The sequence below is a fragment of the Vibrio sp. Y176 genome, from assembly GCF_033438945.1.
The window spans coordinates 1-18744 of the sequence record NZ_JAWOQS010000001.1; the positions used below are offsets into that span (position 1 = coordinate 1).

At 44.0% G+C, this 18744-nt stretch carries 21 protein-coding genes; 17 read left to right on the plus strand and 4 right to left on the minus strand.

Translation table 11 applies throughout. The features are described 5' to 3' along the window. Positions 1 to 351 precede the first annotated feature (351 nt). Both R7O13_RS00005 and R7O13_RS00010 read left to right on the plus strand, forming a co-directional pair. Entirely contained in the window at positions 352 to 1113 is a 762-nt protein-coding gene (locus R7O13_RS00005; protein ID WP_005374276.1) for a hypothetical protein, read from the plus strand. 103 nt (positions 1114 to 1216) lie between these two features. Beyond that, positions 1217 to 2248, plus strand: a complete 1032-nt coding sequence (locus R7O13_RS00010) for a cytosolic protein (protein WP_318302646.1) — start codon at positions 1217 to 1219, stop codon at positions 2246 to 2248. A gap of 163 nt (positions 2249 to 2411) precedes the next feature. On the opposite strand, the gene R7O13_RS00015 is transcribed toward R7O13_RS00010, so the two are convergent. Next, positions 2412 to 2768 (minus strand): YibL family ribosome-associated protein, encoded by a 357-nt coding sequence (locus tag R7O13_RS00015; protein ID WP_005374274.1) that lies wholly within the window; start codon positions 2766 to 2768, stop codon positions 2412 to 2414. A gap of 85 nt (positions 2769 to 2853) precedes the next feature. Beyond that, the gene (locus tag R7O13_RS00020) at positions 2854 to 3849 is read right to left on the minus strand and encodes a 2-hydroxyacid dehydrogenase (protein ID WP_065275611.1); all 996 of its coding nucleotides are present in this window, start codon (positions 3847 to 3849) and stop codon (positions 2854 to 2856) included. A 242-nt stretch (positions 3850 to 4091) separates the two neighbouring features. On the opposite strand from R7O13_RS00020, the gene R7O13_RS00025 reads away from it, so the two are divergent. Further along, positions 4092 to 4574, plus strand: a complete 483-nt coding sequence (locus R7O13_RS00025; RefSeq protein WP_017819702.1) for a L,D-transpeptidase family protein — start codon at positions 4092 to 4094, stop codon at positions 4572 to 4574. Positions 4575 to 4609: 35 nt separating this feature from the next. Here R7O13_RS00025 and R7O13_RS00030 read toward each other — a convergent pair whose 3' ends face one another. After that, positions 4610 to 5320 carry a glycerophosphodiester phosphodiesterase family protein gene (locus tag R7O13_RS00030; RefSeq protein WP_005374268.1) on the minus strand — a complete coding sequence of 237 codons (711 nt, stop codon included), beginning with the start codon at positions 5318 to 5320 and terminating at the stop codon, positions 4610 to 4612. Positions 5321 to 5549: 229 nt separating this feature from the next. Between R7O13_RS00030 and R7O13_RS00035 the strand changes: the two genes are divergently transcribed. From R7O13_RS00035 to R7O13_RS00075, 9 genes are all read left to right on the plus strand, one after another. After that, the gene (locus tag R7O13_RS00035; RefSeq protein ID WP_318302647.1) at positions 5550 to 6215 is read left to right on the plus strand and encodes a response regulator transcription factor; all 666 of its coding nucleotides are present in this window, start codon (positions 5550 to 5552) and stop codon (positions 6213 to 6215) included. Continuing rightward, positions 6215 to 7588: a sensor histidine kinase gene (locus R7O13_RS00040; protein WP_054579203.1), complete on the plus strand. Its 1374-nt coding sequence runs from the start codon at positions 6215 to 6217 to the stop codon at positions 7586 to 7588. The genes R7O13_RS00035 and R7O13_RS00040 overlap by 1 nt, the downstream gene beginning before the upstream one ends. 207 nt (positions 7589 to 7795) lie before the next feature. Then, on the plus strand, positions 7796 to 9895 hold the full coding sequence (locus R7O13_RS00045) for a TonB-dependent siderophore receptor (RefSeq protein ID WP_053304676.1): 2100 nt from the start codon (positions 7796 to 7798) through the stop codon (positions 9893 to 9895). Between the two features lie 74 nt (positions 9896 to 9969). Further along, the gene (locus R7O13_RS00050) at positions 9970 to 10737 is read left to right on the plus strand and encodes a DUF3450 domain-containing protein (protein ID WP_053304675.1); all 768 of its coding nucleotides are present in this window, start codon (positions 9970 to 9972) and stop codon (positions 10735 to 10737) included. Next, entirely contained in the window at positions 10738 to 12105 is a 1368-nt protein-coding gene (locus tag R7O13_RS00055) for a MotA/TolQ/ExbB proton channel family protein (RefSeq protein WP_017635541.1), read from the plus strand. It abuts the gene before it with no gap. Next, on the plus strand, positions 12105 to 12659 hold the full coding sequence (locus R7O13_RS00060) for a MotA/TolQ/ExbB proton channel family protein (RefSeq protein ID WP_017635540.1): 555 nt from the start codon (positions 12105 to 12107) through the stop codon (positions 12657 to 12659). The genes R7O13_RS00055 and R7O13_RS00060 overlap by 1 nt, the downstream gene beginning before the upstream one ends. Beyond that, positions 12656 to 13060, plus strand: a complete 405-nt coding sequence (locus R7O13_RS00065; RefSeq protein WP_005374257.1) for an ExbD/TolR family protein — start codon at positions 12656 to 12658, stop codon at positions 13058 to 13060. Before R7O13_RS00060 ends, R7O13_RS00065 begins: the two co-directional genes overlap by 4 nt. Continuing rightward, entirely contained in the window at positions 13060 to 13680 is a 621-nt protein-coding gene (locus tag R7O13_RS00070) for an energy transducer TonB (protein ID WP_005374256.1), read from the plus strand. Before R7O13_RS00065 ends, R7O13_RS00070 begins: the two co-directional genes overlap by 1 nt. Further along, on the plus strand, positions 13677 to 14849 hold the full coding sequence (locus R7O13_RS00075) for a tetratricopeptide repeat protein (protein ID WP_213886239.1): 1173 nt from the start codon (positions 13677 to 13679) through the stop codon (positions 14847 to 14849). The genes R7O13_RS00070 and R7O13_RS00075 overlap by 4 nt, the downstream gene beginning before the upstream one ends. 68 nt (positions 14850 to 14917) lie before the next feature. Here the strand turns inward: R7O13_RS00075 and R7O13_RS00080 are convergent, their stop codons facing one another. Continuing rightward, positions 14918 to 15406 carry a hypothetical protein gene (locus tag R7O13_RS00080; RefSeq protein ID WP_054574486.1) on the minus strand — a complete coding sequence of 163 codons (489 nt, stop codon included), beginning with the start codon at positions 15404 to 15406 and terminating at the stop codon, positions 14918 to 14920. 379 nt (positions 15407 to 15785) lie between these two features. Between R7O13_RS00080 and R7O13_RS00085 the strand changes: the two genes are divergently transcribed. Genes R7O13_RS00085 through R7O13_RS00105 form a run of 5 tightly spaced genes read left to right on the plus strand, consistent with a single transcriptional unit; the run spans position 15786 to position 18733 of the window. Then, on the plus strand, positions 15786 to 16415 hold the full coding sequence (locus R7O13_RS00085) for a PepSY-associated TM helix domain-containing protein (protein WP_005374254.1): 630 nt from the start codon (positions 15786 to 15788) through the stop codon (positions 16413 to 16415). A gap of 21 nt (positions 16416 to 16436) precedes the next feature. Further along, positions 16437 to 16976, plus strand: a complete 540-nt coding sequence (locus tag R7O13_RS00090) for a DUF2271 domain-containing protein (RefSeq protein WP_053349400.1) — start codon at positions 16437 to 16439, stop codon at positions 16974 to 16976. A gap of 15 nt (positions 16977 to 16991) precedes the next feature. Further along, the gene (locus R7O13_RS00095) at positions 16992 to 17822 is read left to right on the plus strand and encodes a DUF4198 domain-containing protein (protein ID WP_025768070.1); all 831 of its coding nucleotides are present in this window, start codon (positions 16992 to 16994) and stop codon (positions 17820 to 17822) included. Between the two features lie 42 nt (positions 17823 to 17864). Then, positions 17865 to 18185 carry a hypothetical protein gene (locus R7O13_RS00100; RefSeq protein WP_005374251.1) on the plus strand — a complete coding sequence of 107 codons (321 nt, stop codon included), beginning with the start codon at positions 17865 to 17867 and terminating at the stop codon, positions 18183 to 18185. Further along, a complete protein-coding gene (locus tag R7O13_RS00105) occupies positions 18182 to 18733 on the plus strand; it encodes a DUF6162 family protein (RefSeq protein ID WP_053349399.1) in 552 nt (183 codons plus the stop codon). Before R7O13_RS00100 ends, R7O13_RS00105 begins: the two co-directional genes overlap by 4 nt. Positions 18734 to 18744: the final 11 nt, after the last annotated feature.

Below are 18744 nucleotides of genomic sequence, written 5' to 3' on the forward strand. Positions count from 1 at the left end.
GTTGAAAGCACCGGTCTTGAAAACCGGCATACGTTAATAGCGTATCTAGGGTTCAAATCCCTATCTCTCCGCCACTTTTAAAAAAACCGCTGTTCTTACAGCGGTTTTTTTGTATCTGCTGTTTTTTAACCGCTGTTATCGAAACTTCTAATTGATTTTTCTCTAGCTCTTTCTCCAAGTTTTTGCGTACCTACTTTGGGTTTAGTTTACGCAGTAATACCTTCAATCGAAGACATTTCCATACGTCTCATTTGGGCTTCAAATAGAGCTTTCTTAAGTCTCAACGTGGGATGCTTAAACGCATTTTGATAGAGTTCCAGTCTAAATACTGCGGATGCACTTGGAGAAAAAATGAAGCTACTTTACTGGTTAGATGAATGGCAAGCTCTTACTCAACAAGAACAAGAGATGGCTTTACCTATCTCTGGCTACGATTTACTTGATGATGTGTTTGTGAAGTATGAACTCGTCGATCTTAACAAGCCATTGTTGTTTACATTTTCTCCTTCCGGTACTGATGTGCAGGTACAAGATTTAACTCCGGATTTTTCTCCTTGGGGCTACGAGCTCGGAATACAACAACAAGTAAACATTATTGCCTTTCAACATTTAGGACAAAGTAATTGGTTCCGTAGTCGGAATTTGATTTTCTTTCTGGAGCAGCTATCTGAGTTGCTTCATCCCTTCAAATGTCGTTTGGGTTATGGGCAAAGTCGAGGTGGCTTTGCAATTGGCGCGTTCGCTAACTTACTGAAACTAGAACATCTTTTGTTGTTTTATCCTGTTAGCACTAAAAATAAAGCGTTAGTGCCTTGGGATGATCGGCCGAGTACTGAGCTTGCTCAGCAGTTTGCTTGGGAAAGCGGCTACCATGATCGAGATTTGGGCAATGCCAAAGGTTATATTATTTATGACCCATCCAATCGCATTGATCGTCTTCATGCTGAACGTTATCCAGAGCTTACCCATTTAAAAGTCGTCGGTATGGGACACGGCACTCAATCCACACAATTAGATAAATTAGAATTTTTTAATCTGGTGGCGCAGGAGTTTGTTCGCCATCAAACCTTAGATATTGACCAATTTAATAAGCAAATTCACGCTTTGTTTTAAAAGAGGACTGATATCAGAGTCCCCTGTAACCAGGGGGAGATGATCACACACTAAAAACTAGATTTTTAACACAATTGCTAGGCGCAATTTAGATGGAGGATTAATGAAGTTACTGTACTGGTTGGATGAATGGCTGGCTCTTTCTCGTGAAGAACAGCAAACCAGGCTACCGATGTCCGGGGAGGACTTACTTGATGATGTATTTGTTAAGTATGAGTTTGTCGACCGCAATAAACCGTTGTTGTTCACCTTTTCCCCTGCTGGTACGAATCTACAAGTACAGGACTTACACTCAGACTTTGCGCCTTGGGGTTATCGCTTAGCCCAGAAACAAAAAGTAAATACTATTTCATTTCAGCATCTTGGGAAAAGTAACTGGTTTCGCAGCCGTAATTTGATTTTCTTTCTAGAGCAACTGTCGACTTTACTTGAGCCCTTTGAATGTCGTTTAGGCTATGGACTTAGCCGCGGTGGTTTTGCTATTGGTGCCTTTTCTAATCTATTAAAGTTGGATCAAGTATTGATGTTTCACCCGGTCAGCACAAAAAACAAAGTTTTGGTGCCATGGGATGATAGGCCAAGTACTGAACTTGCCCAACAATTTGATTGGGAAGGAAAGTATCACGACCTCGACCTTGGCGATGCAAAAGGCTATATCATTTATGATCCAACTAATGAAATCGACCGCCTTCACGCCAAACGCTACCCAGAGCTCACTCACTTAAGAGTCTTCGGGATGGGACATGGTACCCACGCGACGTATTTGAATAAATTCGGTTTTTATAAGCAAGTGGCCGTAGACTTTATACGTTATCAGAAGATAGATATAGCGCAGTTTCGTCATCAGACCAAAACGCTGCGCTTAAAAGAAGATTACTATCAGTGCCTTAACAAGGCGAATGCGAGCTCACAGCATCGTTTAAACTTACTGAGCACCGCTCATAATGTACTAATTGAAGAAAAGAAAGAACATGTGAAGGAGCATCAAGCGCAAATCGATATTCAGCCACTTGTTGATATTGCACTTAAGCATGAGTATGACAACCCGCAAGATGCAGTACAGCTTTTGGAAGTCGCTCAGCAGTTGGTTCCGAATGATCCCGTTGTGGAGCACAAGTTGCAGCAACTGTCGTAACGTTGAGATGTAATGCGGACGATATTGGTCGAAATAGGTCAGTGGCTTTTGTCGCTGGCCTTTTTAATAGCTTATGGATTGATATTTCGATGAAATCTAATGAAGCAGTACAAAATAAAAAGCCCAAGCAAATGCTTGGGCTCCATAAATGTTAATGCGAGTTTTAAAACTCTTTTGGCGCAAAGCCTGTCATCACATCAAGGCGAAGTTCTTTACCAACTTTTGTTAATGGGTGAACGATTACTAAGCCGCGTACGCGTTTTTTCAGTTTGCCGATGTCCGCTTGTTCTGCTTTGGTGATTTCACGAGAGAAAGGCATATCAAGTAAGCTTTTACGTTCTTTGTTCAGCTCATAGTTTTGCTTGTGCTTTAACTGGTTAAGCTTTTTGGTCAGCTGTTCTACTTCATCCGTGAACTTTGTAATCATTTCGTGATCACCACGAGAACGTGCCGCATCAAGTTTACGTTGGCATGTATCTAAACGGTTGTGCAGCTTTTGAATATCAGTTTTTATGCTCATGGTAATTTGGCTCAAATTTTAAATAGTCGAGGAGTATAGCATAGCTGAGATCACACGCTCTACTATACTTCTCGATTGTCTGGCTTTAGTTAATCAGTTCATTGCCCGATACGTTACCAGAGAAAAAGGCTTCGACGTTATCAAGCGTCACAGAGGCAATATTATTCAGTGCTTCGTGAGTCAAGAATGCTTGGTGGCCAGTAAACAGCACGTTATGACAAGCCGATAAACGGCGGAAAACATCATCTACAATGACATCGTTAGATTTATCTTGGAAGAATAAGTCTTTTTCATTGTCATACACGTCTAGGCCAAGCGCACCAATCTTACCTTGTTTCAACGCTTCTATCGCCGCTAGTGAATCTAGCAACTCGCCTCGACTGGTGTTAATGATCATTACACCATCTTTCATTTGCGCGAAGGCTTTTTCGTTCAATAAGTGATAGTTTTCTTCACTCATTGGACAATGGAGAGAGATAATATCCGCATTAGCGTAGATTTCTTCAAGCGAACAGTAACGGGCTCCCATTTCTAGCGCTAATGGGTTTTCGTAGGGGTCGTAGCAAAGCAGTTCCATGCCAAGCCCTTTGAAGATACGCATCGTCGCGATACCAATCTTACCCGTACCAATAACACCAACGGTTTTTCCGAAAAAGTTAAAGCCAACAAGACCTTCTAGCGAGAAGTTGGCGTCACGTGTCCGTTGGTAGGCCTTGTGAAGACGGCGGTTTAGGCACATCATTAAACCAACCGTGTGCTCTGCCACTGCCTCTGGTGAGTAAGCAGGAACTCGAACCACTTGTAAACCTAGTTCTTTGGCTGCTTGTTGATCAACTTTATCAAATCCCGCGCAGCGCATAGCAATAAGCTTGGTCCCGCCCAGAGAAAGCTGTTTAAGGACAGGAGCTGAAAGATCATCATTAACAAACGCACATACGACATCACTGCCGTGTGCCATCTTGGCTGTTTTTTCGGTTAGTCGGAAGTCGTGATAGTGAAATTCAAAATCGCGGTTATTTTTAATTTTATTAAAAGAGGCTTCGTCGTAGGATTTTGCACTAAAAAAAGCAATGTTAATCATGGTTCCCTCTCAAAAAGTACGGACTTTATAAATAAATATGCTTATAAAGTAATGCAACTTAGCCGCAATGAATAGAGAAATCTTCTCTTTGACTTTTGTTGTATCAAAAAACAACAAGAAGTACGCCTTTCAGCGAGTGCTATCTTACGGTTCCGCATTAGATACTGTTTGCTTTACGAGCATTAACTGACTAGCATTATCGCTCTTTTCTTGTTCACTTTATTAGCTTAGGCGTTACGACAATGTCAGTAAAATGGTGCTCTATGTTCTTGTGTTGTGTGTTTGCTTCTGGCACTCACGCAGCTGTTGACCTCGTTAAAGTCGACAAGTCTAAGCGTCGAATGTATTTGATGGAACAAGGAGCAGTGCTAAAAGAATACCGAATTGCTTTAGGAGCGAACCCTCAAGGACATAAACAAGAAGAGGGAGACAATCGCACGCCAGAGGGCGAGTACACTCTAGATTATGTTATAGAGGACTCTGCTTTTTATCGTTCTGTGCATATCAGTTACCCTGATGCGATTGATACGTTGGAAGCGAAGCGCCGAGGTGTGTCCCCTGGAGGGAACATCAAAATTCATGGCTTAAAAAACGGTGAGAGTCAGTTGCCGATTTACATCCAAAGTTTTGATTGGACTAATGGGTGTATTGCGATTACCAACGAGGAGATGGATGAATTTATCCAGCTTGTCGAGATGGGGACACCAATTCAGATTGAGTGGTAATAAAAGGTCCCCTTTAATGTTCTGGCTCTTATAGGCTATGGCATAAAGCGCTGTGGATGATCACTAAAAATACCGTCTAACTGAGGCAGGTATTTCAGTTTATTTGGATTGTTCACCGTATAGCACATCACTTTGTAACCGGCTTGTTGGAGTTTGTTTATCTGGCGAGTGCGAACCCAGTTAATGTTTAGGTTGCAGCTATAGGCACTAACTTCTTCCAAAAGGCGTTTATCTTTTCTCGTAAAGAATTCACTTAACACACCCAATCGGTAGCCACTGCAGTATTTGTGCATCGCTCTAATGACGTCATGACTAAAGCTCGATAGGAGTACATTCTCTTGCGGCATTGGACTTTTTGTTAACGCATTGGCGAGAGTCTGCGCCACTTCTTCCGCTGGATGGTTGTCTACTTTAACTTCGATATTCAAGTTAAGCTTATTCTCAGTAGCTAAAGTGAGCAGTTCATCTAGTGTCACGATCTTCTCGCCTGAAAAGTCTGTGCTAAACCAACTACCGAAATCTAATGCTTTTAACTCTTCCAGGGTGAGCTCATCAACACGCCCTTGTCCATTGCTGCATCGATTGACGGTATGATCATGGCAAACCACTAAAACATTATCTTTGGTAGGCTGTATATCCACTTCCACCCACTTCAACCCCAGGTCAATGGCTGCCTGAATGCTTATTTTTGTATTCTCAGGGTATGAACCTGCCACGCCACGGTGACCAATTAATAACGTTTCCATTCGCTTTATCTTTTGCTTTGCGGTTGCCAGATTGTACTCGTTTTTTCTATGAAGATATATCTAGGTGCATATTGTTAGGAACCTTTCGTAAAAGTGAACATTAAACTCTAATGGCACGTTGCTGCTTCTTGGACTGAGTCCTGTGGACTTAAAGCATTAGAGTGTTAGTTGTTTAATTGGTAAATGAGTAATAAAATGCGAACCATTTTTATTTGAATGGTGAGTGGTAATGTCACGAGTTTTGATAGTCGATGATGACGTTCCTTTGTGTGAGCTGTTAGAAGCGGTTTTGCAAGAGGAGGGCTACATCGTCTCTTCTGTACATTGCGGTGAAAGTGCGCTGCAATATATGGAAAAAACGCCTGTAGATCTTGTATTGCTTGATGTCATGTTACCAAACCTTAACGGTATGCAAGTTGCTCGTAGGATCTGTCAGCGCTTCGCGACACCTATCCTAATGCTTACCGCTCTCAACGATGAAAACTCGATGCTTGATGGTTACCAAGCGGGGGCCGATCAGTATATCGAAAAGCCCTTTAATGTCGCTGAGCTTCTAATGCGCATCAAAGCGATTCTTCGTCGTGTTGGCTTGGAACGTCAACGTCAGACGATGTGTAGTACCGTTCAAACGATCAGTGACCAGCTTAATAGCTTACCCCTCACAAGTACGGAAGCTGAACTATTGAGCTACTTGGTAAAAAACCAAGGAGTCGTGATTTCAAAAGCAGAGCTTCAAACTGAAGTGTTAAAGAAAGAGCTGAGTCCTTTTGATCGCAACCTTGATATGCACATCAGTAACATACGTCGCAAGTTAGTTGAAGCGGGGCTTTCCAAGCAACATATCAAAACCTTCCGTGGTAAAGGTTACAGTTATTTAGAGGCTGTAAACCGTTAATGAAGCTCCGGTGTCCACCTTTTATTGCAAAACGTAAAGATAGCTTAGCGTTCAAGTTATTTAGTTGCATGACCGCAATTGTCATTAGTATTTTGGTCGTGCAATCCTTAGCGGAACAAGCTCTGGTGAAAGCCATGTTGAAAGTGCCCGATAGTGTGCGAGAAGAAATGCTAGACCTTGCACATCAAGCCAATGTATTGATTGAGCACGGAGACATGGACGAACTTGCTGACTGGGCAAATGCGCAAAACTTTTATTTATTTGTGTTGAATGAACATCAGCAACCAGTTACGCACCGTCTGATGCATCCGCACTTCGAGTTCAAACTTCAATTTAAGAGAAGCATTGATGATCAACTTGAGGGGAAAGTGAATCGCCCCATCATCAATATTCCTTTAGTTCATGGCAATACTTTAGTGATTCAATTGCCACATCGACTGCACCCTGCAAATGACTTCATTCTGTATTTCTCTATTCTCAAAGTCGTGATTGCAGTGGTTATTTTGGCGCTCTTTTCGCTGCTAATGGCACGTAACCTACAGCAACCATTGGATCGATTGAGAGAAGCAAGCAAAAAGCTATCTAATGGCGATTTTAATGTCAGTGTCGTGAAAGAGCTGAAGTCGAGCACGCGTGAGTTTAACGAGTTAGCGCAAGATTTCGATCACATGACGCAACAGATTCACTCTCTCGCTGAAAAGCAGCGGCTGCTTATAAGAGATGTCTCTCACGAATTGAGAACGCCGTTAGCGAGGCAGAACTTGGTTCTGCATCTTTTGCGAAAGCGTGTTGGAGAAAGTGAGCAAAGCCTAGTGACAAGGCTAGAAGATGAAGCAAAAGAGCTAAACCATTTGATCAGCGATATATTGGAGTTCAGTCGCTTGGAAAATGCGCGCTTCGACAAAGCCACGAAACGCTGTGATTTAGAAGTTTTGCTCTCCCCGCAAGTAGAACGTTGCAAAATAGATTTGAAGTCAGAACAGACGTTGTCTTTCCGCTCAGAAGCTGTATGTGCTAAAGCCATTTGTGAAGAAACGCTAGTCATTCGTTGTTTGAACAATCTTATTGGTAATGCCATTAAATATTCAGGACAAGCATCTCAGATAGAAGTTTCTCTGGAAAATTATGTCAAAGAAGGGCAGCAGTTCACCACCATGTCAGTATCTGATGATGGGCCTGGTATTCCAGAGAACAAGCTGGTCGATATTTTTGATCCGTTTACACGCTTAGATGCTTCTAGAGATAAAAAGCTTGGTGGCTACGGTTTAGGTCTTGCGATTGTCAAAGAATCCATGCGTATTATGGGTGGAGCAGTCACGGCGAAAAACCGTGAGCAAGGTGGTTTGAGGGTTACTTTAGTGTTCAAGCAATAAGTATGATTAAGTCGTAACTTTTGTGATTCATGTCACATTATCATGGCGCATCATCAGAGAGTACTTTACAAAAGTTTGCAAATGCAAAGAATGTAAATTTAATGCAAATGGTAATACTTATCACTTATATTCACCCGCGAAATAATTAAGAGGGAATCGCATTCAACAAGTATGTGACCCGAAAAATAATAATCGGAGTGAAAGGATATGTTTACTAAGAGCCATTTGGCGTTAGTGATCGGTGCAGTGTTAGCAACACCTGCAGTGGCGGAAGTTCAAACAGACGAACATGTAGTTGTAGAAGGTCGAGAGTTCGGCTACAAGGCAGATACAAACAGTACAGCAATGCGCATGGAAATGACGCAGCTGGAAACGCCGGGACAAGTAGCGGTTATCGATGAAACGGTAATTGATGAGCAGCGTGCAAGTACACTTGGTGAAGTGCTACGTAACGATGCAAGTGTTAGCGCGGGTGGTACAAGCCGTAACCGCGAACGTTTCTCTCTACGTGGCTTTGAACTTAGCAGTTCAGACGGTTTTCTTCGTGATGGTCGTCAACACTGGTCACACTACCGCCAGCCAATTGAGCTTTTAGAGCGTGTTGAAGTGCTTAAAGGTCCATCAGGTCTGCTATACGGTAAATCTGAGCCGGGTGGTTTGGTAAACATGGTTTCGAAAAAACCAACAACTCAAACACAAGCAAGTTTGAGTCAAGATCTAGGTTCGAATGATCACTCACGCACTGTGCTTGATGTGAGTGGCGCACTAAATGATGCAGAGACACTGCGTGCGCGCGCAATTTTTGCCAAAGAAAGCTACGGCTCTTGGCGCAGATACGGCGATGGTACAGAGCCAGAAACAGATCGTACGGTAGCGGGCCTAGTGGTTGAGTACGACATCACCGACAACTTTATGGTATCGGCTCATTACGATCGCACGAAAGACGATGGTAGCGTGGACTCTGGCGCATACATTGTTGATGGCAAAGCGGTTCGCGGTGATAAGTACATTTGGGATGCGCAGTGGTCTGAAATTGATAACGAAGTAGAAAACTACGGTGTCGATATTAATGCGCAAGTCACGGATAACGTGAACGTAAAAGCAGGTTACAACCGTCAAGACTTTAAGCGTTTTGATGTGGAGTCTTACCCAGGTTTCGAAACTTATGACCAAGATACTAAGATCGACCATTCTGGTAACGAACGCAAAGATAATTGGGTGTTTGATACTGCATATATAGATGTGACGACGGACTTTTCTCTGTTTGGTACAGATAACACGTTTTTGGTAGGTGCGAACTATCTAGAGTATACCTATGACCGTTTCCAAAAGTATTACAACCCTATAAGTATAGAAGCCGGTCAGACAGTGCCTCGTCCTGGCTACTCAGGGAAAGTTAAACAGTCCACAAGCGAGCACGATACTTGGGGTATCTACGCGCAAAATATGATGACGATTAATGATTACTGGCAAGTGCTTGCAGGTGTTCGTTATGACGAAAAGCGTGATGATGACCTGACCGAAAACCAGGTTTCTCCAAAATTTGGTGTAATTTTCCACCCAGCGACGAATGGCTCGGTTTACGTTCAGTACTCTGAAAGCTTTATGCCGCAAGGTGAAGTCAGCAGTGGTCGTGGCAAAAAGTATATCAATGATGGTGAGAAGCTAGACGCAGAGCGTGGTATCTCTTACGAGATCGGAACTAAGTGGGAACTGTTTGATCAGCGCTTATTTGTATCTGGTGCAGTGTTTGATATCACGTTAGAGAACATCTCGCTGGATGTTGAAAGCGGCAAAGACGCGGGCGGCAATCTCCTACACAAGAAAACGCAAGGTGGTGAGCAAGTTCACAAAGGTGCTGAGTTAATGGCTCAAGGTTTTGTGACCCCAGAGTTGTCGCTAACGGCTTCTGCAATGTATTTGGATGCAGAGTTGACGAAAGCGGATAAAAAATTCGAGGGTAACCGCCCTGTAGACGTGCCAGAGTTCTCGGCAAGTCTATGGTCTAGCTACAAGGTTCAAGACAACACTAACTTAAACCTTGGTTTGATTTATGAAGGTGATCGCTACGGTGATGCAAAGAACACCTTCAAGAAAGATGGCTACGCTCGCGTTGATATGGGCGTGTCATACAAACATAAGTACGATGAAAACTTGGATATCATTGCTCGATTCAATGTCGAGAATTTATTCGATACCGACTACTTCGCAGGTGGTGGTAGCACGAATAGCGAGCAAAAAGGTGCGAGTGGGGTTGTGGTTGGAGAAAGCCGCAACTACATGGCAACAATCCAGTTCAAGTACTGATAACAATTTGATTATTAGAGGGGAAGGGTAGTCTTCCCCTTTGGTCGTTTTTGGAACACAGAAATATAACTCGTATGAATCTAATGAAATCAAGTATCGCTCTGTTGATATCATCGGTTTTGATTCCCGCTCACGCGGCGAACTTAAACGATGCACAAGCTGTGCAGAGTAAAACAAACCAGTCGTCGGCGGTAAGCCAAAAACGTATTGATGCAAGCGCAGAAAAATCACTTACTCTAGAAGCTGAAATTGAGCAGCTGCAAGAGGAAGTCGGTAACTTGAAGATTTATCGCGATCATCTTGCAAGCCTTGTTGAGAGCCAAAATCAAGAAGTTGATAGCTTGAACGAGCAAATTGAGCAGATTGCTCAAACTCGTCAAGGTGTCGTGCCTTTGATGTATCACATGCTTGAGGGCTTAAAAGTGCTCGTCGCTAACGACAAGCCTATACGCAAAACGCAGCGTGAGGAGCGAATTGCCAAGCTGGATTCCATGATGACGCGTGCAGACGTTGCAGATGCAGAGAAGTTTCGTCGTATTTTAGAAGCGTACCAAATTGAAATGGATTATGGCACCAAGCTTGGCGTTTACCAAGGCAAGATTAACCTGGGTGACAATGAAGCTGTGGAGGCGGACATTCTCTATTTAGGGCGTTTGTCTTTGGTAGCGCGTAGCTTATCTGGTGACACATTTTGGAGCTGGTCACAGCAACAACAAGCATGGCAACAAGTGGGTTCTGAGCAAAAATCAGAGCTAGACAAAGCGTTCGCTATGGCGAATAAACAGATCGCGCCGAGTATGTTAACTCTGCCAGTGTCGTTAACCGCTGCGGAGGGCAAATAAATGATGAAAAAATGGTTATCGGTTGCATTAATCTCGACAGCCGCATTAATGCCTCATACAACTCTTGCTAGTGATGCGTTGTTACAAAAGGCGCAGCAAGAAAATCGTCAACAGCAATCGCACAATGTCGCGCGTGAATCAGGTTTTAAGCAAACAGAGCAAGAGCTACAGGCTATAAAGAATAAATTGGTGGCAGAGCGGGCTGCTCTTCAAGCAGAAGCGGACTCATTAAGTGTTACCTTCGGTGAAAATGAAGCAGAACTGGCACAGCTAGAAGAAAAGTTGCGTCTAGAAACCGGGAGCCTAGGTGAGTTATTTGGCGTCGTTCGCCAGAACGCAAAAGAGCTAGAGTCTGAGCTAAAAAGCTCAGTAACCGGTGTAGATGCAAACTCATATCAGAAAGATATCGATGCTATTGTTGCGGCTAAATCACTGCCAACGTTGACCCAACTTCAGGCGATGTGGCGCAGCATGGAAGAACAAATCAAAGCAAGCGGTGAAATGGCAAACGTCTCTTTCACACTGCTAAATGGCGAAGGTCGTGAACAAACGGTTAATGGTGTTCGTCTTGGTTCTATGGCGCTGCTGGATGAGACTGGCTACGTTAAGTGGAATGGTCAACGCGGAGACGCGGTAAACTATCTTCGTCAGCCTGAGAACGGTCCAACAGCGAATACTATTTCCTCTGGTGACATTGATGCACTTGTCATTGATCCGTCACGTGGCATTCTTCTTGAACAGCTTGCAAACTCACCGACTTTGGCTGATCGCCTAAATGCGGGTGGCGTTGTCGGTAAAATCATCCTTGGTTTATTGGCTATCGGCCTATTGATCGCGCTCGTACGTGGTGCATCACTGATGATTTCGCGCCAGAAAATCATGAAGCAACTGAAAACCCCAGCGCAGCCAGGAAACAACCCTTTGGGTCGCGTGCTTGCGGTATACCAGAAAGACAAGCATCGCAGCGTAGAAGCGTTAGAACTACGTCTTTTGGAAGCTGTTGTTGATGAGCAAACCCACCTAGAAAAAGGGTTGTCGATGCTTAAGCTTCTTGCTGCTCTAGCTCCTATGCTTGGCCTACTAGGCACGGTAACGGGTATGATCGAAACCTTCCAAGTCATCACTCAATTTGGTAATGGTGATCCGAAAGTAATGGCGGGTGGTATTTCAATGGCACTTGTGACTACCGTACTTGGCCTTGTTTCAGCCATGCCTTTGCTATTAGCGCACAACGTATTGAGCTCTCAAGCAGAAAATATTCGCAGTATCTTAGAAAAACAAGGCATCGGTTTAGTTGCAGAACAAGCTGAGCGTGATATGCCGAGTAACAAAAGTCACTCTAACACCTTAGCGGAGAACGCAGCGTAATGGAGCAGATCCTACTCAGCACATTGGGTTTGATCAGTGAGGATTGGGCCACAACCTTGATGAGCTTTATGCAGCAAGGTGGTCAAATCCTATGGTGGCTGGCCGCCGTCGTGGCGGTGTGCTGGCTGTTGGTTATGGAGCGAGTTATTTATCTCACAACGGTTTTCCCAGGGGTAAAAAAACAGCTTTGTGAGCAGTGGCAAGCAAGATCAGAGCACCACTCTTGGTACGCGCATCAAATCCGTGAAGGATGGATTGCAAAAGCGCAAATCGAACTGCGCCAAAACCTATCGACTATTAAGCTACTTGTGGCGGTTTGCCCAATGCTAGGGTTGTTAGGGACGGTGACAGGCATGATTACGGTGTTTGACGTAATGGCATCGCAAGGCAGCAGCAATCCGAAATTGATGGCTTCTGGTATCTCACTTGCTACGCTGCCAACCATGGCAGGTATGGTAGCAGCGCTTGCGGGCATGTTTATTCATGCTCGCCTTAGCAAAGTGTGTGAACGAAAAGCTATCCAGTTAGAACAATCTTTAAGGAGTCAAAAGTGAGACTCGGACGCAGACCTAACCAACAAGATGAAGCTCAAGTCGATTTAACCTCGATGCTTGATATCGTCTTCATCATGTTGATCTTCTTCATTGTGACCAGTTCGTTTGTACGTGAATCCGGTGTAGAAGTTAATCGCCCTCAGGCTTCTAATGTAGTAAGCCAAAAAGATGCGGGCATTTTTATCGCAGTAACGGCAGCGAATGATGTGTACATCGACAAACGAGTGGTTGATATTGAGCGTGTTGAGGCCTCTATTGAGCACCTGTTACTTGATCAGCCTGATGCCTCGTTAGTTATCCAAGCTGACGAGCATGCTTACAATGGCACTGTCGTGAAAGTGATGGACGCTGCAAAGGCGGCGGGTGTGAAGAACATTGCATTGGCGGCGGAGAAACCTTAATGGGCAGGCTGTTACTTGCACTACCAGCATCACTGTTAATTTCTGTGAGCTTGTTTAGCTTTATGGCGTGGATGGTTGATAAAGGCAACCAGCGTGCACCAGAAGCTTCAGAAGCCGTTCGTTTTGATATGGTGATGGTAGAGAATGAAGCAGACGTGCAGCGTCGTCAACGTTCAGTGCCGGAGCAACCAGAACCACCTCAAGCGCCGGAGCCAATGGATCTGTCTCAAGCTGACACTCAAATGGAACCAATGAGTCAGATGACGCCAGTCAGTGCTTTAGGTTTAAACACAGCCCTTGAAGGCATCGCGATTAGCGCCCCAAACTTGAAGGGAACAATGGGCAACCAGCAAGCACTGCCGTTGTATCGTGTTGATCCTCGCTATCCAAGTAAGGCGCTGAAACGTAGAGTGGAAGGTTATGTCATTATGCGTTTCACGATCGATGCAACTGGACGACCAAAAGATATTGAAGTGATCGAGGCTGAGCCCGAGCGCATGTTTGAAAGAGAAGCAATCCGTGCGCTTAAAAAATGGAAGTATCAGCCAAAAGTTGAGGATGGTGTGTCAATTGAGCAGTTCGGACAAACCGCTAAAGTGGAGTTCAAGTTAGCCAAATGATGAAAAAATTCTTAATCGGTACGGTATTAAGCCTGAGTGCACTCTCAACCATTGCCAGTGAGTTAAGCCAATACACCGCAGCGAGAGTTCAACGAGCACACAACTTGGCTCAAGAGGAGAAACTAAAAGAAGCGATTTCATCTCTTGAAGCTATGGAGCTTTCTCGTGGATATGACCAAGCTTATGTCGCTCGAATGTTGGGTATTTTTTACTGGCAGAACGAGCAAACTCAAGCGGCGATTAAGCAACTTGAGTTGGCAGTCAATAGTGGTTTGCTACAAGATGAGCAAGCATGGCAAACCCGAAAAATGTTGGCTGATATACTGCTGAACGAGCAACGTTTTTCTAAGGCGTTACCTCATTACTATGCCTTGAGCCAAAACATTCCTAAAGGTCAACAAGCGCATGAGCTATGGCTACGTATTTCCCAATCTCATTATCAACTGAGTCAGTGGCAAAAAGTGCTTTCAGCAATGGCTCGTTATGAGAAATTTGGTCAGCCAGACAAGCTTGGCGCATTGTCGATAAAGCTTTCTGCTGAGCTAGAACTGAAAAAGTGGAAGCCGGCAATCTCGACCATCAAACGCTTAATAGTGATTGAACCTGAGCGAATTGAATGGTGGCGTCAGCTTGTTGCTCTATACCTACGGGTTGATGACAACAAACGTGCCCTAGACTCTTTGGCGTTGGCAAAACTGAAAGGGTTACAACTTAGCCAAGATGACTTAAAGCTGCTGGCACAATTGTACGCGAAACGAGGTATTCCTGAGAGAGCTGCGTTGGTGATGAACGAGCTAGAGGATGTAAACTCGAATAGTAAGCTAAAAGCTCAGCAAGCAACGTATTGGCAAATGGCAAAAGAGTGGGAAGAGTCTATTGATAGCTGGCGTATTGCAGCTCAGCTAGATAGGCAGTATTACTGGAACTATTCTCAACTGCTGGTGCAAGAAGGCCATTATAAAGATGCCATTGCCGCGCTCGATAATGTCAGAGGTCGTAAAGCGGATGTTGCACTTATCAAAACTCGCGCTTACTATAAACTTAAGCGGTTTGACGATGCGCTCGCTAATGCCAAAAGAGCGAATGAGATTAAGCCATCGAATCAGGCAAAAAGTTGGGTTAAGTATCTATCTCAGCTACGCAAAGTAGAATCGACGCAGGACTCATAGCGAACATTTTTATTAAATACCCGAGCTCAGTCTCGGGTATTTTTTTTGTCTAAAGTCATAAAGGCTATTTACTGCATGAGTTTTTCATAAAAGGCTAACGCATCAAATGGTCGGGAGAAAAAGGGGCTTTTCTCTATATATTCTTGATGTACTTTGCTCAGTGTTTCAAACTTTTCTATAGATGTAGGTTCGATATGAAAAGTAAGGCTTTCAGTCGATTCTACAAGCTTTAATGTTGAGGTTCTTGAAGCGTTATTTTTTGCTATTAATAGATAATATGCTAGCTCTTGCTTCTCTTTTAATACACAAGCCTCAAAAGCTTTCTCGCTTAAAAACGGCAGAACAGGAGTTAATGCTTCTATATGCTTCTTTGAATACTCTAGGGTTTGTTTGTCAGGTGTATTCTGGTCTGCCATAGATTCGCACAGCTTTATCTTAGCACCATAATTATCGATAGATTGGCTTACGTTGTTAAACAAACTGGCTTCAAACTTTTCACTTGCGAAAGTGACACTTGAGAAAAGTGATAAGAGAATTATTCCAACATTCTTGTTCATATTTTTCCTTCTGAACTACACCATAACGTTTGGCTAGCATCAGAAAATCTTCTCTATCTAACCCTACACTAACTTCTTAGCTTACCTTTTTTATCTAGTTTATGGATAGCTTTTAAGCTTTTCATTAAATATACATAAAGGCGCATTTTGGTGGAGTCTATCCCACTTTTTAGTATTGGAAATATCATTAAATTTTGAGTCATTAAAATTGATAGGGTTATTATCTAGAGGGTAGGCAATCGGTAACTCGCATTGGCCCAAATAGCTAAAACATGCGCAAGCCAAGCTGAATTGAAAAAGTAAACAATGTAAATTAAATGCCAATACGAATGATTATCACCTAAATTATGCCCCACATTTATTGGTGATGATTGTTTCTATGTTGCTTAAAAGCAAAGGTGTTCAAACTTGGGCTCGCCGCCTACATATCTATATTTCGATGGCTCTTCTCTTAGTTACGCTGTTTTTTGCAGTAACTGGTATTACCCTCAATCGCCCCGAATTGTTTGAACGCAGTGAACCTATCATTCAACAACATACTCTGACGGTTCCGCACTCAGTTCTATTCTCACATTCAGATACCTTTCAACCTAATCGTGAAGGGCTGGTGGCTTTCTTGACTAAAGAAACCGAGCTTCGCGGCACTCCCTCCGCACTAGATGTGTATACCGAAGTTGAGCAAGGTGAGTTGTTACTCGGAGAGCTTTCTATGGATTTTAAAGGCCCGGGTTATAACGCTACGGTCTTTATTGATATGACTACTGGTGCAGCAGACGTCGAAACGACGCACTACGGTATTGTTGCGCTGCTGAACGATCTACATAAAGGACGCAACAGTGGTGGGATTTGGAAGTGGTTTATCGACGTCACTGCGCTTTTGATGGTGTTTTTTGTTCTTACAGGCGTGTGCTTATTACTGCCTAAGAAGAAGACGCTCAGAACGTCAATGCAATGGATGAGCTTTGGTACGTTACTGTCGCTCGTAATTTATTTTGTTGCTGTTCCATAACAGCTTTTTTAGAGAACACTTATGTTGAACACAGGAAGATTTTTCCGCCGTAATCACTTTTGTAAAGCCGCTTTGATCGCGGCTTTTGCTCCTTTCTCTCTTTCCGCGGCGCCTATACCAGATAACGCGAAGGTCGACTTCGAACTCGAACTTCCAAAGATAGATACCTCAATGTATGCACGCCCTTATGTGGCGGTTTGGGTTGAAAACGATCAGCGTAAACCGGTTAAAACCATTCAGTTGTGGGTAGGGAAAGACGAATGGTTAAAAGATCTACGCAGCTGGTGGAGAAAAGCGGGTCGTTATGATCGTGAACTTGTTGATGCGGTGACTTCTGCAACACGTCCTGCTGGTCAATACCGCTTTGTCTGGGATGGAACCAATGACGCAGGGAAGCGTTTGGAACAAGGAAATTACACGTTGTACGTCGAGGTCGTTCGTGAACACGGTGGGCGAAACTACTTACGTCAAAAAATAACGCTAGCGGACAGTGACGTGCGCTATGAGCTTAAACCAACACAAGAGACGGGTGTCATCACCGTCAATTATCAAGTTAAGTGATTAAAGGACACAACAATGAAAACCAAAATGAAAGCAGTGGCATTGGCGAGTGTAATGGCAATGGGATTGGCTGTAACCACCACCGCGCAAGCACATCCACGTTGGGTTCTGCCCTCTCACTTTACGGTTTCTAAAGAAGGCGGTGACTGGCTGACATTTGATGTTACTGCTTCTCACGGAACGTTTGTTTTTGACAAGCCAGCGGGTAGTGACCAGGCATTTGTGGTGATGCCGGATGGCCGCTCTGAGCGTCCTAACTTTGTTGTTCGTGGCAAGCGTCGCTCTATGTTTGATTTCTTTTTTACAGAAGAAGGCACGCACAAAGTTGCGATTAATAATCAGCCGAGCTACTACACACAATACAAAGCGGGCCGTCGTGATACGGTGAAATGGGCGCGAGCAAGCAAAGCTGAGCGTGGTGATGTGCTTCCCGAGCAAGCGCGTGATGTGGTTACTCAACTAAGTTACACCCGAGCAGAAAGCTACATTACGGTTGGTATGCCAACGGACAAAGCGTTGGAGATTGAAGGCAAAATGCTGGAGATGAAACCGATCACGCATCCATCGGACATCATTGAAGGTGAGCCTGTGACTTTCCAGTTTTTCTTTAACGGAGAGCCACAAGAGGGCGTTACTGCTGAGATTACACGTGAAGGTACTATGTACCGAAACCATCAAGAACAAATCGATGTGGTGAGCGATAAAGATGGCAAAGTGATCTTCACGCCAGAAGTCGCCGGGCGCTACTTAATGAAAGCGAACTACAAAGGTGAATTGAAAGATAATCCATTGGCGGATAAAGCGAGTGCCAATGTTCACCTTACGTTTGAAACTCAACTTAACTAATCGAATTAGGCTCAGCAATTGCTGGGCCATTTTGGAATTATCATGAATAACACTTCTCTTCTAAAAGCGGTTTTGCTTTTTTCTGGATTTGCGTCCTTTCACGCTGCTGCACATTTTCCTCTGATGAGCTGTCACTTGGCGCAAGATAAAGTGATTTGTGAAGCGGGCTACTCGGATGGATCGACAGCGGTCGACTACGATGTCGAAATGTACGATTACGACGACAATCTGATCGCCAAAGAAAAAACAGATAAGCGTTCCATCGCAGAATTTACTCACCCTGAAACAGATTTCTATTTGGTATTTGATGCCGGACATGAAAGCCCGGTGGAAGTGGATATCGTTGAGCTGAAAGAGAAATGAGTGTAAAGAAAGTTCGCCCTGATGATGGTAACCGAGAAGGAAAGTGGGTCGCACTGACAATCGCAGCAATTCTCAGTTCAGCAGCCATACTTATGCCCTACCATCAGGTCGCGACTGAAAAGCCAGACATGCAGTCTCATCAAGTGTTAATCACGGATTTACATCAAAATGAGTTGGGGTTGATCGCTGAACTTAAGCTCGCTCATGAAGAGATTCGTGATTTGCAGTTAGATACCGGAACTTGGCCTGAGATCTCTGATATGGAGGCGCTTTGGATTGCTCCATTCGTGAAAGACCAAAATTGGAAGCGTAAAGGTTCTCATCAGTGGCAACGAATTGATGACGGTGTCTACATTGGCGTGAAGACCAGTGCCCAAGGCTCTGCTTCCATGCTGTTGGATAGCCGCAGTTCTCAAGCTGATATTTGGTTTAATGATTCTAGCCGTTCGTTAAATGTGGAGGGACTAAGCGAGCTAGCAAAACGCCACGATTTCGGTTGGAAACAAATCGTTGTGTCAGACTCTTCCTCTCACTCTCACGCCCATTAAGACAACATAAT